The 16199-nt window shown below is 44.9% G+C and carries 12 protein-coding genes and 1 pseudogene; 7 read left to right on the top strand and 6 right to left on the bottom strand.

The features are described from left to right. The 3 genes and pseudogenes from DMB44_RS05300 to DMB44_RS05290 form a co-directional block, all read right to left on the bottom strand. Positions 1–211: pseudogene (locus tag DMB44_RS05300) on the bottom strand (hypothetical protein); the annotation flags it as partial. A gap of 118 nt (positions 212–329) precedes the next feature. Further along, the gene (locus DMB44_RS05295) at positions 330–1223 is read right to left on the bottom strand and encodes a mechanosensitive ion channel family protein (protein WP_110641569.1); all 894 of its coding nucleotides are present in this window, start codon (positions 1221–1223) and stop codon (positions 330–332) included. Between the two features lie 257 nt (positions 1224–1480). After that, complete coding sequence (locus tag DMB44_RS05290) at positions 1481–3877, bottom strand: DNA-directed DNA polymerase (RefSeq protein ID WP_110641548.1); 2397 nt, start codon at positions 3875–3877, stop codon at positions 1481–1483. A gap of 410 nt (positions 3878–4287) precedes the next feature. Between DMB44_RS05290 and DMB44_RS05285 the strand changes: the two genes are divergently transcribed. From DMB44_RS05285 to DMB44_RS05275, 3 genes are all read left to right on the top strand, one after another. Further along, a complete protein-coding gene (locus tag DMB44_RS05285; protein WP_110641546.1) occupies positions 4288–5904 on the top strand; it encodes a radical SAM protein in 1617 nt (538 codons plus the stop codon). Between the two features lie 69 nt (positions 5905–5973). After that, positions 5974–7122, top strand: a complete 1149-nt coding sequence (ychF, locus tag DMB44_RS05280) for a YchF-related putative GTPase (protein WP_110641545.1) — start codon at positions 5974–5976, stop codon at positions 7120–7122. A 197-nt stretch (positions 7123–7319) separates the two neighbouring features. Further along, complete coding sequence (locus DMB44_RS05275; RefSeq protein ID WP_110641543.1) at positions 7320–7736, top strand: PPC domain-containing DNA-binding protein; 417 nt, start codon at positions 7320–7322, stop codon at positions 7734–7736. Between the two features lie 14 nt (positions 7737–7750). Here DMB44_RS05275 and ppdK read toward each other — a convergent pair whose 3' ends face one another. Further along, positions 7751–10411: a pyruvate, phosphate dikinase gene (gene ppdK, locus DMB44_RS05270; protein ID WP_110641541.1), complete on the bottom strand. Its 2661-nt coding sequence runs from the start codon at positions 10409–10411 to the stop codon at positions 7751–7753. Between the two features lie 141 nt (positions 10412–10552). Between ppdK and DMB44_RS05265 the strand changes: the two genes are divergently transcribed. Beyond that, positions 10553–11260 carry an alpha/beta fold hydrolase gene (locus DMB44_RS05265; RefSeq protein ID WP_110641539.1) on the top strand — a complete coding sequence of 236 codons (708 nt, stop codon included), beginning with the start codon at positions 10553–10555 and terminating at the stop codon, positions 11258–11260. On the opposite strand, the gene DMB44_RS05260 is transcribed toward DMB44_RS05265, so the two are convergent. Together DMB44_RS05260 and coaBC are read right to left on the bottom strand one after the other, a co-directional pair. Further along, complete coding sequence (locus tag DMB44_RS05260; protein ID WP_110641537.1) at positions 11250–12008, bottom strand: carbon-nitrogen hydrolase family protein; 759 nt, start codon at positions 12006–12008, stop codon at positions 11250–11252. The two genes, DMB44_RS05265 and DMB44_RS05260, sit on opposite strands and share 11 nt — an antisense overlap. Positions 12009–12017: 9 nt before the next feature. Further along, positions 12018–13220 carry a bifunctional phosphopantothenoylcysteine decarboxylase/phosphopantothenate--cysteine ligase CoaBC gene (coaBC, locus tag DMB44_RS05255; protein WP_237265314.1) on the bottom strand — a complete coding sequence of 401 codons (1203 nt, stop codon included), beginning with the start codon at positions 13218–13220 and terminating at the stop codon, positions 12018–12020. Between the two features lie 177 nt (positions 13221–13397). On the opposite strand from coaBC, the gene DMB44_RS05250 reads away from it, so the two are divergent. Genes DMB44_RS05250 through DMB44_RS05240 form a run of 3 tightly spaced genes read left to right on the top strand, consistent with a single transcriptional unit; the run spans position 13398 to position 16120 of the window. Continuing rightward, a complete protein-coding gene (locus tag DMB44_RS05250; protein ID WP_110641534.1) occupies positions 13398–14114 on the top strand; it encodes a TrmB family transcriptional regulator in 717 nt (238 codons plus the stop codon). 2 nt (positions 14115–14116) lie between these two features. Then, positions 14117–14962 (top strand): deoxyribonuclease IV, encoded by an 846-nt coding sequence (locus DMB44_RS05245; protein WP_110641532.1) that lies wholly within the window; start codon positions 14117–14119, stop codon positions 14960–14962. Continuing rightward, the gene (locus DMB44_RS05240; RefSeq protein WP_110641531.1) at positions 14963–16120 is read left to right on the top strand and encodes a DUF1015 family protein; all 1158 of its coding nucleotides are present in this window, start codon (positions 14963–14965) and stop codon (positions 16118–16120) included. The last annotated feature ends 79 nt before the right edge of the window (positions 16121–16199 follow it).

Below are 16199 nucleotides of genomic sequence, written 5' to 3'. Positions count from 1 at the left end.
CCGTATCCCTTGCCGTCTGAACAAGTGCAGATGGAAGAGTGGGTATCCTTCCCCTCACCTCTCTGTATGTGCCTCTATTGAGTTTGTTCTTGTTGAACGTCTTATTCTCAAAACCATAGTCCAGAACCAACTGACATGCGTTCCTAAACTGCTTCGCTGTCTCGATCAATGGTCTATCGTATGGTAGTTTCAGTTTAATAGTTCTGAACATCTATTATTAATATAGCAAACTTATCAATAGGATTTCCGGTTGGGGGAAGTCCGTGTATCTCCTGTCCGAAGAAAGAGTTTTACTGCTTCCCTCAAACTCCTAACCTTTCTATAAAGGATCAATGGGTCTTCATAGGTTCGACTATATCCATGGCTTTCTTGAGTATCGAGCTTCTGATGGAATCTGCGTCTTCCCCAGGGAAGTCGCCTCTTATCAGCATGATGTAGGTATTCATGGTGCTCTCATCTATGAATATGCCAAGATTCTTCACATCATATTCAGCCGCTATCTGATCCTTGATTTTTTCGGCAATCTCTTCAAATGATATTGTTTTGGGAACTTCATATCTGGCCTGAACAGTCACCATTCCCTTCCTGATTGTTATGGCGGCCTGAACAACAACTCCGTTTGGTATTCGCACCATATCACCCGACTCCAGAAGGAGCGTGGTATAGTTCATTGAAATATCCATTATCACACCTCTGTACATCGAGGCTTCCATAAAGTCTCTGGAGAAGTATTTCGGTGGATAGGAGGGAAGCAATGCACCATACTGCCATGTATTAATTATCACATGATCGCCAACATTGAACGGTCTGACCACTGAGACGAACAGACCTCCGAATACGTTGGAAAGAACAGTCTGAGCTGCAAGACCGATTACAGCGCTGATGAAGGCAGAACCAAGTATAACCGAAGAGACATCTATCCCCAGAGAGGCAAGAACAGCCAGGGCTATTATGAAATAACCGATGAGACTTATGATGAACGTTACATATTTCAGATGTCTGTACTCCTTATGTGCTGCGAAGAAACGTTCGAAGTATTTCACTATCACCTTTACGATTGCGTAGATTATCACGCCTATAACAATGGCGTAAAGAACGTGGGAGAATTTGAGCGGAACTATATGGAATAAGCTGACTGTATATAGCAGTGCGAGCAATGCAACCATGACCGTTGCGAGTATCACTATGTAAAGCGCTATCGATCTTACCCTTCCCCTATCCAAGCCTTTGCACCTCTCTTTCATTCACCCATAAGACCTTTGATAAATTGATCATCGCTTTGAGTTTAATTGCCTCCATTATAACCCTTAAGGCTATTTTACGTATGCTGCGCTATATGTTATCCGCACGGCCAACATCCCTTCGTTAAATGCAAGCTATACGCATAAACTTTCCTGTCCTCATTGGATGATTGGAATAACGATGAGATGTCATTGTTTCTCGCATTAGAGCAGGATCCTATTAATAAAGGATGAACACGTTAAGATCCGAAAAAACTATCCAGCGTGCTGTTCTTTGGTCTTTCCTTGGGCTGAGGTTCTTGTTTATTCGTGGAAGCTGCAAAACTTTCGAGACTGGAGATCTTCTGACTCTGCCCCAGTTCTGATTTGAATACATCTATGACTCTTCCCAGGGTCTCTGATAAACGCCTGGCATAATAATCCCAATCGGGCTTGCTCTTGAGCTCCCTTCCATATATATATGGCTCAACCTCCTGAGGTGTGCGTTTGCCGTTTGTAACTATCCATGAGACCTTCATACCAGGTACGAAGGTCTCACCCATCTCTATAAGCTTCTTGGCGGCCCTTATATTGGCCAGCGACTCCTGATTCGCTCTGTAGCTGTCGAATTCTTTAACGGTCCTCGATATCACCAGGCTCTCTATATCTATCGATGGATCTCCAGATCTCACCTTCTTTATGAGATCGTCTGCGTATTTTATTGCACCTTCTACATCGCGATTCAGTATGTAATCTATCACCTTCGAGAGAGCTTTGCTCTGAAGATCAAAAGAGTCTGTCCTGCGAACTTCATATCCCTTGATGACTATCTCACCCTTCATGTCATCCGGATACACGCATCTTCCGGCGTATCTCTTCTTTGCTCCATGGGAGAAGAAAGGATCAAGTACCATCTGGAAGTCAAGCGTGAGCCCCTGCTCCTTCGAGAGCTTCTCGCTCAATTCCTTTCCCTTTCTTATGGCCTCCTCTGTTGATTTTCCTCCAGATTTAACGAAAACGCTGTCTGTATCTCCGTATATAACGGTGTAGCCGGAGGATTCTAGGGTCGATATTATTCCTTTAATTGTTTCCCTTGCGAATGCGGTTATTGCGCTTCCGATCTTGTGATCAGTGAAACGATAGAACGATGAGGCCAGGACGCCATAGAAGGTGTTCATGAGAACCTTTATTGCATTCTGTATACCATCATAGAATTCCCTTTCCTCCGGGCTCTTGGCAGCCTTCATCTTCCGCTTAACCTCATCTCTGTCGGCCATAAGATCCTGAAGTATTCTGGGTATCAGACCTTTCTTTTTGTCCGGCGAAAGGAACCGAACATGGTTTGGCGATTCTATCTCACCATTTGGATCGAGTGTTGTGAAGCACACGTTGTATTTTATTATCATGGATGGATACATGCTTTTGAAGTCCAGCACGATCACATTGGAATAAAGTCCTGCTCCTATTGAATGAACGTACCCGCCCTGTATTTCCTCCGTTTTGATCTCATGCTGATTCATCGGCACTCCTATATTTTCCCTGTCAGCTGCCCTTATGAGGATTGAATCAACGTAGTTGCTTGTGCCGACATTTGCCACATCATCCAGTGGCAGCTTTGTTACGGATGACATGTACATCAGTCTGTTAAGCACCATGAGCTTATCGAATATGCGGAGAGTTAAGTCTGCGTCCTTTACGCAGTAGGCGATGACCTCGTCCTTCCTGGTCTTCCATTCCTCCTCGATCCTGAGGCGGTCTATGTTATCCTTTCCTTCTCCAAGCAGAAGGTTTGACACATAATCAAGTGATTCATGCTTTGGATGCAAAATTCTCTTTACGCTCCACCAGGTGTCGCTGATCAGTCTCCCGTGCACACGCCAAAATTGGTTCATTATTCTTCTGGGCACTGATCCATCGCGGCCTATCTCCATCTTTATACCGTACTGATCCATTCTCTTCTTTATGACAGGAATATCATATCCGTCGATATTGTATCCTGTTATAACGTCAGGATCCTCACTCCTGATGAGATCTATGAATCCATGCAGAATATTTTGTTCGTCACCGGAAAGCGAACCAGTTGTGATCCTTCCCTGGAAGCTTATGGAATATCCTATCACGAGGATCCGTCCGTAATCCTCGACATTTTCCCTGTTTATCTCATTTTCAACATCAAAACTCAGCACCTTGAGGTTAGGATTGAAATCGGTCACATTCTCTATCTTCTCAGCCCTTATGACTAGATCCGTAGTGAATGAAGGTTCCTTGTCAGAGATCTCCTCTCCGGTGATCCTAACGCAAGATCCAAGATCAAAATCGTATATGAACCGATGATGAAATGGTATGTCTGCTGCGAGCACTTCAAATGGGCATTTCTCTCTAAATTCAGGAACTTTCCATGGCGATCTTATGTATATCCTCTTGACATTCTCATATCTGCCTCTTATCCACAGCTTCTTGTCCTCCATTTTGAGAAATTCTTCATCATTCTGTATTTTCTTAAGATAATCCTCATCTGGTTCGACAACATCAAAATATGGCCTGAAACCAAAATAGAGAGCTGTTACAGACTCTCCATTTTGTGTTCTACCGAATAACTCTACTGCTACATCACTCTGTCGGTATGATGCGGAAACGATCCTGATTTCAACTTCCATGATTATACTCCATATTTATCTATCTACAGGCTGCTCCTCACCAAGGTCCTTTAGTCTGCAGCGCATAATCATTGCATCGCGATGCCCAGCTATGGGATGCGATGCTTCAGCCATGCATACAGGATATATTCATAAAGTTTATTATCAAAGAGAATGGCGCGCCTTTAGATATTGGAAAGGATCTTCTCATGTTGTTGAAGTTACATACGTATGTCCACTCTTATTATTTAGAATTGATATAATTTTTTAACAATATCTTTAAATCATTGTTAGATATTATTATAAAATATTCATAAGTGAAGTGTTTATGAAATTGGGTATTTTCTGACATTTATTAGCATTATATGAGTATATTTTCATTCTCTTAATAAAATTGGCAATCTTTAAATATTTTAATGTATTATTAAATTATGTCCTGGGAAGTTGTTCTGACATCTGATAGAGGGACATTCACGGACTACAATGGATCTTCGCCGCTTGGCTATGTGGCATGCCTTCCTGCAAGGCTTGTTCCACGTTTCTTTATGGATAGATTCTTCACTCCTCCAATCAAATCCTATGAAAATGGAGAGGCGATAACGGCTCCGTACGGACTCAGGAAGGTTGAGGCCATTCTTGCATCGAAGGGCATATCGGTTGTTGTATCACCGCCGGAACAACTGGAGAAGACCGTTGACGCAGGAACGAAGGTCCTAGGCATAAACGTACATGATCCATACGCACTGAGTCCTGTCTCTACAAAGCTGACCATGATATTCGGTGGCGGTGACAGCTGGACTGCGAAATTTTTCAAAGAGCTTGCTGAAAAGGTAAAGAGGCTGAAAGCGAAGTACGGATTCAAGGTTATAATAGGCGGCCCGGGTGCATGGCAGATAGCTATGGACATGCCGGAATGGGTTGATGCAGTGCTTGACGGTGAAGCGGAGCTGGACTTTCCAGATCTGGTAAGGAGAATGGAGAGAGGCGAACCGGTGCCTAAGGTTACCTACGGTCGCATGCCAAAGGTTGAGGAAATCCCAACGATAATAAAGCCATCAAGATTCGGAGAGGTGCAGATAACCAGAGGATGTCCAAGGGGCTGCCAGTTCTGCTCCATAACGCCAGAGACATTCAGATCTATACCGTTGGAGGACATAGTCAAGGAGGTCAGGCTTAACATCGATCATGGAATAAGAGGAATTGAGCTTCTCACTGATGATATAATGCTATACGGGTCGAAGAAGCTCCAGGTGAACCATGAAGCCCTTGTGAACCTGTTCACCACGGTCAAGAAGATGGGGGCTACCCACATCTATTTCCCGCATATTTCGGCTCCGGGTGCAAAATCAAGCCCTAGAACTGTTCAGGCCATCGCTGAGATTGCGGAATATGATAAATATACAGCTGAAGCGCCGGTCGTTGGCTTGGAAAGCGGTAGTGAACGCATAATATCAAAGTACATGAGAGGCAAGCCTTTCCCGTGGACGCCGCATGACTGGGGCGACGTGATCGTGGATGCTACGGGAATCCTAGTGGATAACCACATACATCCATGCTATACGATGACCATAGGATATCCGGACGAGACCGATGAGGATATCGAGGAGAGCATAAAGCTGGTTGAGAGGATGATAGACCTGGATCTTGAGGCATGGATATTCCCGCTTCCTGTCATACCTATGACAGCCAGCAGGCTCAAGGGAAACGATTTTCCATGGATCGATACCATACCGAAGAAGTACTGGGATATACTATATATATCGTGGAAGCACTCAATCAAGGTGACCAAGGATCTGTTCCCGTATCTCACCAGCGAGATGAGGAATCCCATCATACAGTGGATGGTTCGAAACATGAACGAACGGGTCTTCTCTGGCATTGAGGGCATCTTCAGGGAGCTGGGCGAGACAAAGGGCAAGGCCACTGAAAAATTCGCCATGGTGGAGTTCGATAACTTCGCTGGTTTCGCCAAGACCATCTATTATCTTGCGGCACTTGGGTTCAAAAGCAGGTCTTCAAGAAAATCCAGCGTGCCTGCGACAAATTGATACTACGGATAGAAATGCCAGCGAGGTGAATCTGAAAACCTTTATTTTTGAAGATGAAATGCGGCAGCCATGTCTGTAAAGATAGGCCTCGTAGGCGAACCAAACGTCGGTAAGTCAACATTCTACTCGGCTGCAACTCAGAATGAGGCCGAAATAGGTGATTTTCCATTCACTACCGTGAAACCGAACCTGGGCATGACGTTCTTCACCGTGAGGTGCCCGGATTCAGAAATCGGATCTCACTGCAATCCCAGGGAAGGCTACTGCGAAAATGGGATACGCCATATTCCCGTTCAGGTGATAGATGTTCCCGGCCTAATAGAGGGTGCAAGCGAAGGCCGTGGAATGGGAAACGAATTCTTAGACGCCGTGAGGGATGTAGATGCTATAGTGCTCATAGTCGACATCTCATCAGGATCAATTGAAAACATAAAGAACAGCATAAATCTGGTGATGAACGAGATAAAGAAGTGGTTCGCGGACAGAATATACTCTGACTGGGATCATTTCAGCAGGAGGAGTGAGGCAACAGGCGAGCGCCGTGAAATAGCCCTTAGAAGAAAACTCTCTCTTTTCGGCGTTCCGGAGAAGAAGATCTCTGAAATTCTCGAGGCTGAGTTTTTCCCAGCCAGGCTGAGTATCTGGACGATGGAGGATGCCTATAACCTAGCATCAGCAATACTGAAATATGCAAAACCCGTAGTATATGCTGGCAACAAGGGCGACAAGGTGGATGCTGAAACCATTCGTAAGATCATTGAGACAATACCTGATATGTATGTTGTTTCTGCGGAGTATGAGCTGGCCGTGAAGAGAGCGAGGAATGCCGGCATGATAGATTCTGTGCTGACCGGGTTTAAGATAACGGGGGGCAATCAGCGACAGAGAGAGGCGCTTGAGATGATAGATAGATGGTTCAGGACACCCGGTGTCGTGAGAATACACGACCTGGTGGAAAAGGTGGTCAAGAACCTGCTGCACTACATCGTCGTTTACCCAGTATATGATGAAAATAAATGGACAGATAAGGCTGGAAACGTCCTTCCTGATGCGTATGTGATGGTTGAGGGATCAACTGCATTGGATCTTGCATTCAGGGTGCATACAGATATCGGCGAAGGGTTCATCAGGGCCATAAACGGCAGAACAAAGATGATCCTGGGCAGGGACTATGTATTGAAGGACTCAGACGTGATAAAGATAATCTCCAAGAAATGATATTTTAACCATCGCCTCAGAATTTCATACAATTATCATATCACAGAGGTGGAACGCATTGGAAGAGGTAAAGATGCTTTTTTACCCGCGCACTATGTAATCTTACGTGCCGCAGTATGTATCTGCTCTGCGGCTAACATGCGGAGGACATGAGGGGGCACAGCCAACCTTAATAAGAAATGAAATGATATTTGTATATGTACTCCAAGCAGGAGGGCACATTCATAGTGGCCCGCTTCGATAAGAATACCTCCTTTTTTGAGGATCTGGATGAGGTATGCAGAAAATACGACGTTAAGGGTGGTACGGTAGTATGGGCTATAGGCATGCTGAGAGATTTCGAGATCGGATACTGGAACGGTCAGGACTATGATAAGGAGACGTTCAGGGAGAGACTGGAGATCGTGTCCCTGCACGGGAGCATTGCGCAGAACGATCCACGATATCATATACATGCATCTGGAGCCAGGTCAAATCACATGATAGTGGGTGGACATCTCTTCTCTGCAGTTGTTGATCCGCTCATAGAGATACAGATAATGAAGGCGGAAGAAGCTGAGATGATGAGGGTCCAGGATCCGTCCGATAAGCTCTTCAAGCTCACAATAAAATGAAAATAATTTATTTTTCAATATTTGGCCGTCTGGGTCATCTCAGGTTTTTCCCTCGCTATGTTTGATCTCGCTGCGGCCAGTCTTGCTACGGGAATCCTGTGCGGCGATGCAGATACATAGTCCAGTCCTATCTCATCGCAGAATTCAATCGTATCAGGATCGCCGCCCTGTTCTCCGCATATGCCCACTTCCAGATCCGGCTTTGTTCTCTTGCCTCTCTCGACCGCGATCTTCATCAATTCTCCTACACCATCACGATCAACTGAGGAGAACGGATCGCTCTCGAGTATTCCATTTTCCAGATAGAAGAACATGAACTTTCCCTCCGCATCGTCCCTGCTGTATCCAAAAGTCATCTGTGTCAGATCGTTTGTGCCGAAGGAGAAGAAATCTGCATATTCAGCTATCTTGTGTGCGGTGACGCAGGCCCTCGGTATCTCGATCATCGTTCCAAACTTGTACTTCACCTTCTCATGATTCTTTACGGATTTCGCTGTTTCTTCAAGCCTAGCACGGATCTTCTTAAGTTCGTTGTGGTGGCCAACCAGAGGGATCATTATCTCTGGGTATATGGTTCTCCCTTCCTCAATAACCTTCACAGCCGCTTCTATTATTGCCCTGACCTGCATGTCATATATCTCCGGATACACAAGTCCGACTCTGCATCCACGGAACCCCAGCATAGGATTGAATTCTTCAAGATCACGAACCGTTTTGAGCAATCTCTCCAGATAGGGTAGATCCTCCCTATTTCCCTTGCCACTGTTAATGTCATAGATCTGTCTCAATATATCCTCCTTGTTTGGAAGGAATTCATGCAGCGGTGGATCTAGAAGCCTGATTATAACGGGGTAGCCTTCCATGGTCCTGAAGAATTCCACGAAGTCATGGACCTGCATCGGTAGAAGCTGATCCAGATACTTTTTGCGCTCTTCAGTCGTTTCGCTCATTATCATGGATCGCATTATTCCTATCCTGTCATTTCCGAGAAACATCCTTTCCGTCCTGGCCAGGCCGATCCCTTCAGCGCCATTTTCCCTGGCCAGCTTTGCTTCCTCTGGGGTATTCGCATTTGCTCTCACTCCAAGCCTCCTGTATCTGTCCGCTATCTTCAGCAGTCTGCTGGAATACTCATCGATGGTTGGTTTCTCGACTGGGAGTTCGCCCTCATAGAAGAATCCAGAGGTTCCGTCAATGGTCACCACATCCCCTTCCTTGAAAACCCTGTTTCCTATGGTCACTGTTCTGTCATTGACGTTTACGGACATGGCCTCAACACCGACAACGGCCGGTTTTCCCATAGCCCTTGCAACGACTGCCGCATGCGATGTCATACCACCTTTCTGGGTGAGGAAGCCCTCGCAAACCGCCATGCCTCTCACATCGTCTGCTGTGGTCTCTGGCCTTACCAGTATCATCTTTTTGGTTTTTCCGATCTCAAGAGCCCGTTCTGATGAAAATACGATCATGCCAGAGGCCGCACCTGGAGATGCTGCCAGGCCCTTTCCCAGCGGAGTTTCCTTTCCGGTGACCTTGACCTGAGGGTGCATTATCCTGTCGAAGGTTGAGGGCGTTATGCGCATCAATGCCTCCTCTTCGGATATTATTCCTTCATCAACAAGATCCAGGGCTATCCTGATGGCGGCCCTTGCGCTTCTTTTTCCAGTCCTTGTCTGGAGGAGGTAGAGTTTTCCGCGTTCTACCGTGAACTCAATATCCTGCATATCTCTGTAGTGATGCTCAAGTATATCGCAGGTCTTCATCAGATCGCTGTAGACCTGTGGCATCTCGTTCTTCATATCATCAATGTACTTTGGCGTTCTGATGCCTGCTACAACGTCTTCGCCCTGGGCGTTTGTCAGATACTCTGCGAAGACCTTCTTTTCTCCGGTATTTGGATCCCTCGTGAAAGCAACTCCCGTTGCAGAATCATCGCCCATGTTTCCAAAAACCATCGCAACTATGCTCACTGCAGTTCCCATATCATCGCGTATTCCATTCATCTTTCTGTATGCAACAGCCCTTTTGCTGTTCCAGGAATTGAACACGGACTTGATAGATTCAACCAGCTGCGTCTGGGGATCCTGAGGAAAAGACTTGCCATATTTTTTGTAGATGGTATGGTACTGATCTATCAGCCACTGAAGATCCTGAACGGTGAATCTGTCTTCGTCGTAATGTTCTTTTGCCTTCAGTTCCTCTATCCTTTCCCTGAACTCCTCGTGCGGCAATCCATAAACTATCTCTCCGAACATCTGTATGAGCCTTCTATAGGCGTCCATGGCAAAGCGTCTGTTATCCGTCATGAATGCGAGACCCTCAACAGTTCTGTCATTTAATCCGACATTCAGAACTGTATCCATCATCCCAGGCATGCTGACCGGTGCACCGGATCTTACCGATACGAGAAGCGGATTCTTCTCGTCGCCGAATGATCTTCCCACCTTTTGTTCCAGATCATGCAGTGCCTGCATTACCTGATCCATCATTCCATCTGGAAAACCTCCATTTTTCAGAAAGGCTATGCATGCCTTTGTTGTGATAGTGAACCCTGGCGGTACGTTCAGACCTATCTTTGTCATCTCAGCAAGGCCGGCTCCCTTTCCTCCAAGGAGGTCAACCATTTCTTTTCCTCCTTCATCAAATCTATAGACAAATTTCTCTTTTTGCGCCACGTCTTCCTATGGAATGATATAAAAAGATTTTTGCGGAAAATTTTATGTTAAGAATTTTTGCTATACGAAAATCATTAGCAAAATAACGTTATTCGAAAGAAGCATACAAGGTTTATATAACATGTGTGATAAAGTTTATATATGGACAGGCATTCAATAATGACAAGCTTTGGAAATCTTTCATATCTTGAGCGGCCCGGCTCATATCCGCTTGTTTTTCTTCACGGACTTGGTGGATCCGGCAACAACTGGTTGAGGCTTGACCGTTTTCTGGATCAGCGCTTTCGCATGATCTGCTTCGATCTTCTGGGGCATGGAAGGAGTGATAAACCCAGAATAGAGTACACAATTGAAGTTCAGGCATCAGCTGTTATGGACGCTCTGAACCGAATGGGGATAGATAGGTTCACTCTTGTTGGAAACTCTTATGGTGGCTGGATCTCGCTTTACATAACGGTGAAGAAGAAGTCACCTGACTATCTGGTTCTCGTTGACAGTGCAGGTCTAAATCCCACCATCGCAGAGATAGGCGATGAAGCTCTTGATAAATTTGTTGAGAAGGTCATGTCTGTAGAGGATGGTAATGATGAATACATCATCAGGAATATAGCCATAAACAACTCCAGAGAAGAATGGAAGATGAAGGAGGATGATCTCAGATCAATAAAGGTCAAAACCCTGATAATATGGGGTACAGCTGATAACGTACTGAGCATCGAGTATGGAAGGAAATTCCATGAGTTAATTAAGAACAGCGATCTGTTCGAGATACCCTATGCGAGGCATACGCCCCAGATAAGTCATCCACAGATAGTGGCCAGAATAATCAACGAAAACGTCAGAACTTGATTACCTCAATTTTTGCGAATGAGTATGTACCAGGATCTTCCCGAATTCTCCTGATCCTTCCGTCTTCATAATCCCCTATATTCAAGGTGACATCAAATTTTATATCGGTGGCCACAGCCTTTCTTATTCTGAATCCGGTTCCATCTCTGTACGGTGAAACTGCTATAGAGTGTCCGTCAAAGGGTTCCGAGAGAGAATTTATTGATATGACTGGAACACGGTTTTCTAGGGATCTGGCTGATACGTAAAGATGCCATTCTTCCGTAAAATTTGATCTTATCAGTGATGGATTGACTATTATGTTGCAACCTTGTCTCATCAACACCTTGCTGTAGTATGGAAAGTCAATATCGTAGCATATGGAAATACCTATGGAAAGTCCATCCCCGGAAAACACACGGATTGAAGATCCGGCAGTGTATCTTCTTGATTCATCTGCATAGAGTGAGATCTTGTCCTGATGGCCGATCAGCTTTCCATAGTGAAATAGATAGGATCTGTTGTATAGAATATCTTCATCGCTTATGCTGAATGATCCTGGAATGAAGAGTGGAATGTGGCTAATATCCAGGCTTTCCATGATTGACAGAATTTCGTCCTCTTTATATTCCCCTGTTGTCCATTTTTCTGGAAATATGACCATGTCGGAATTCGTTTCACGCAGCGATTCCTTCATTGCATCTAATGCACGGGCCTTTTCTGTTCGTTTTAACTGAAAGCCCGTTATCTTAACAGTTTCATCAAACATGAGATGCCCTCAGATCATGCTGGATATCTGTTCAAGTAGCATCCTGGTCATCATGGGCTTCGGCGCATCATTGAGAATCTTCGATCCATTCTTCCATACGAAGCGATAGTTGTTTCTCACCTTCCCAAAGGGATCCTTCTCATAGGTGTTTACGACGGCAAGATCGATCTTTCCTTCGAAGTGGCTGATCGCATCCTCTTTTATATTATCTGTCAATCTGAATGCCACAAGTAGACCATTGAATTTCTCTCTTAGCTTATATATGAGCTTCTCTCTGGGTTCCAGGGTAAGTCTGAGGGTCTCGTCGCTACTGTACTTCTTATCGGATCTTTCGGACACCTTGAAATCCGGCAGTGCAGCGGTGACGATGACTGCATCGTAACCCTTCTCGACCTCCTTGAGGGATCTGTCTTCGAATTCATCCATTGACTTTGCGTGTATGTAATTGACATAACCAGGGAGATCGTACTGAGCATTGCCCACGTAGGTTATAATGGACGCACCCAGTCTGTATGCATTCTTTGCAGCCCAAACTCCGGTGAATCCACTGCCAGCGTTGGTTATCGATCGTATGGGGTCGATTGGCTCCTCACCCCTTCCAGATATTATCATTATCCTCTTGCCAGCCAGGGTCTCATGCGCCGCCCGACATACCTCGTCAACTATGGAGGCATTGCTGCCGAGCTTTGCCTTCTCATCGTCATAGATTGGCTCAACGAATCTGACACCTAGATCTCTCAATTTCTTGACGTTTTCCAGGTTTATTGGATTTTCCATCATGCTTTTATGCATTGCTGGCGCAACAACCGTCTTTATTCCATGACCGAAGGCAAATGAAAAGAAGAGCGATGGTATGCTGTCTGTTATACCGTTGGCCATCTTCCCTATGGTATTGTACGATGCTGGTGCTATCAGAAGTATCTTCTTATCCGGGTTTTCTGTGAAGAGCGTTATATGTTCTATACGACCTGTGATCTCTGTCACAACGTCTTTCTCAGATGCCCATTTCATAACCTCTGGGCTCACCATTGCAGCTGAACTCTGGCTCATCCCGACTATGACACTGGCACCCTCTCGCCTGAGATCCCTGACAAGATCCGGTATTCTGTAAATGGAAATACTCCCTGATGTTGCAACTATGACGGTATAGCCCTCAAGCATCCTCGAATATGAATTTTCATCATAGGGTAGCATATTGGTATATGACGTCACGATAGAAATACTATTGTTATACCATGTTTTTTCAAATTTTTTCTTCAAATTTTTGCATAATAAATTAGTTTCACAAATAATTATAATTATCGCAGAAATCATTTGATATTGATAAATACGTAAAAATTGCGCGATGAAAATTGAAAAGGTTTTTAATTAATAATAATATTAGTAGTCGTGGAAGCTAATAATGGTAAGATGGAAAGGATTCAGGAGATGCTTCGCATGTTTGGACTCTCCTCGTATGAAGCTCAGGGCTTCGCAGCGCTTGTTTATCACGGTGTTGCCAACGCTGATACGATAGCGAGCACTGCCAATATACCCAGAACATCTGCTTATAAGGTCATGGAATCTCTGGTGAAGAAGGGTCTGGCAAAGGCCACGGAGGGGAGACCAAGGATGTTCAAGCCGGCGAAGATGGAGGAGATAAGGGATTACTATGAGGAAAAATTACAGCAGCTGTTCAGGGATCTTAAGGAGCTTGAAGATAATGCCCCGTCGAGAGGCGAACCGCAGCTTATATACACGATAAACGGTGCACAGAAGGTCATGGAGAAGATCGAAGAGATGATAAATCTCACCGAACATGAGATAATAATTTCAACTCCGAAGATAATTGAGATAAGGAAACAAATGAAGAAACCCATTGAAAATGCCATAAAACGTGGTGCCAGAGTCGTCTTTGTAATACCACCCAACAAGAGGGTACCTGCCAATGTGATAGTCTATAGGAGAGACGGTTTAATAGCCACAGATATCGTGAGTGACCAGAGTAGGGCTCTGATCGCTGGTCCTGATCTTGAGACATGCGGGTACAGTGATAATCCCGTCCTCAGCATGCATGTTTACCAGTTCATCAACATACTGATAAATAAGCCAGAGATCCAGGGATAGCATTGATAGGCGAAGATCTGCGTAATCTCTCAAGGAAGTACACCATAGGTGGGCACATATCCGTTGCAGGTGGTCTGCATAAAGGTCCAGAAAGAGCTAGCGAGTTTGGCTTCCCTACCTTTCAGTTCTTTTCGAAGAACCAGATGCGCTGGGCTTCGCCGCCGCTGAAGGACGAAGAAGCAGAGGCGTTCATAGCTGCAGTCGACAGATACAGTATTAAGAGCACCATGATCCATGCTTCCTATCTTATAAATCTGGCTTCATCAGACGAATCGTTATATAGAAGATCGGAAGAGGCATTCCATGACGAGATCATGAGATCGGATCGGCTCAGGGCAACTTTCCTCACTGTGCATCCGGGATCAAATCCAGACAGGAAGGACGGATTAGAGAGAGCAAGGGATCTGATCTCAACAGTTGGTAATCATAGCGTGATCATACTCATAGAGAATACAGCAGGCCAGGGGAATGTGATCGGGACAGAACTTGAAGAGATTGCAAGCATAATCGACGTATCAGATAAACGCTTAGGCGTATGCGTAGATACATGCCATGCATGGGCCTCTGGCTATGATCTGACGCATTCATATGAGACCTTCATAGACTCTCTGGACAATATCATCGGATTGGAGAGGGTCTACGCCTTTCATCTCAACGATGCAAAAAGAGAGATGGGAAGCAAGATAGATCGGCATGAGCTGATAGGCAAGGGCACGATAGATGGTGGACTGATAAAGCTGATAGGTGACGAAAGGCTCAGAGAAAAGCCAAAGATCATGGAGACGCCATTTGGAGAAGCTAAATTTGAGGAGAACCTAAGATACATCAGGTCGGAGATCGGTGAATAATTGGAAGTAAGAGCGTTCAGACCGCTGATATACAGGAAGGAGATAGACGGAATGATATCGCCTCCATTCGACGCGATAACGCCAAAGCAGGAGATAGAGCTCAAGAGGAATCCATACAACATAACATACCTGACGCTGCCAAAGGGTAAGGATGGAGTGGAACATGCAAGGGTAATACTGGATAACTGGATTGAGAATGGAGTTCTCATCAGGACGGAAAGGGAATGCATCATAGTTTTAAAGCAGACATTTTATCTCGATAAAAGGCAGATCAATAGGTATGGGATCATAGCACGAGTTCGAATTTTCCCAGAAAATAATGATGTGATTCCACACGAACGTACCTTTGAGGAATTCGTCAGAGACAGGGAGGTGTTGATGGATGGAATAGGGTGCCAGCTAGAACCAATATTCCTGGTCACCATAAAGAATGATCTTCCCCAGTACCTGAAATCGATAACCGATGGAATCAGAGAGGACAACAGTTATGCCGGCCCAGAGGGGGTTGAAAATCATGTATATTACATTTATGATCACAAGGAAATACAGAGGATAATTAACATTCTGAAGAACGATGTGGTTATAGTTGCAGACGGACATCACAGGCTTCAGGCAACGAAGAACATAGCTTCGAAGAAGACAGGCAGGGAGAAGGAATTCTGGAGTTACGCCATGTCATACATAACATCGATACATGAGGAAGGGGTGCTCATCGGAGGAGTGCACAGGGTTGTTTCCAGCAAATTCAAATTCGATCCAGAAAAGATCTCAAGATACTTCCACATGGATCAGTGTGATAGCATATCCGGCAGTGATCCTGTCATCTACGACGGTCACTTCTACTGCATAAAGCCGAAAGAAAATGTGTATGACAACACAATAGATGCGATAAATGATTTTCTATTTTCCAAGGCTATAGGTATGTCCATGATTGACCTGGAGAGGGAAACGATATATACGCATGATTATTCAGAGGTGATCAAACTTGTGGATTCAGGCAGTTTTTCATTTGGAGTTATAATGCCCGATTGGAACAAGGATCATCTAATACGTCTTCTTCTTTCCAGGCGCATGCTTCCACAGAAATCAACATATTTTTACCCAAAGATCCCTTCTGGTATATCCATTGACAGCATCGCTGAGTTTGAGGATTCCTGATCTTCTGACAGAAATATTTTTGTGATCGTTAACAATTCAACTGCAAGGCATCGAGGCTTTCGCTTTCCTCTCCATAAAA

Source organism: Thermoplasma sp. Kam2015 (assembly GCF_003205235.1).
In the GTDB taxonomy this organism is placed as follows: domain Archaea; phylum Thermoplasmatota; class Thermoplasmata; order Thermoplasmatales; family Thermoplasmataceae; genus Thermoplasma.
The sequence above is the reverse complement of the archived record's forward strand: the minus strand, read 5'-3'. Positions and strand labels throughout refer to the sequence as shown.

What these genes read in the sequence shown, in the direction of transcription:
- DMB44_RS05285 (WP_110641546.1), top strand. Translation starts at nt 4,288, where the DNA reads ATGTCCTGGGAAGTTGTTCTGACATCTGATAGAGGGACATTCACGGAC.
- ychF (WP_110641545.1), top strand. Translation starts at nt 5,974, where the DNA reads ATGTCTGTAAAGATAGGCCTCGTAGGCGAACCAAACGTCGGTAAGTCA.
- DMB44_RS05290 (WP_110641548.1), bottom strand. Translation starts at nt 3,877, where the DNA reads ATGGAAGTTGAAATCAGGATCGTTTCCGCATCATACCGACAGAGTGAT.
- DMB44_RS05265 (WP_110641539.1), top strand. Translation starts at nt 10,553, where the DNA reads ATGGACAGGCATTCAATAATGACAAGCTTTGGAAATCTTTCATATCTT.
- DMB44_RS05275 (WP_110641543.1), top strand. Translation starts at nt 7,320, where the DNA reads ATGTACTCCAAGCAGGAGGGCACATTCATAGTGGCCCGCTTCGATAAG.
- DMB44_RS05260 (WP_110641537.1), bottom strand. Translation starts at nt 12,008, where the DNA reads ATGTTTGATGAAACTGTTAAGATAACGGGCTTTCAGTTAAAACGAACA.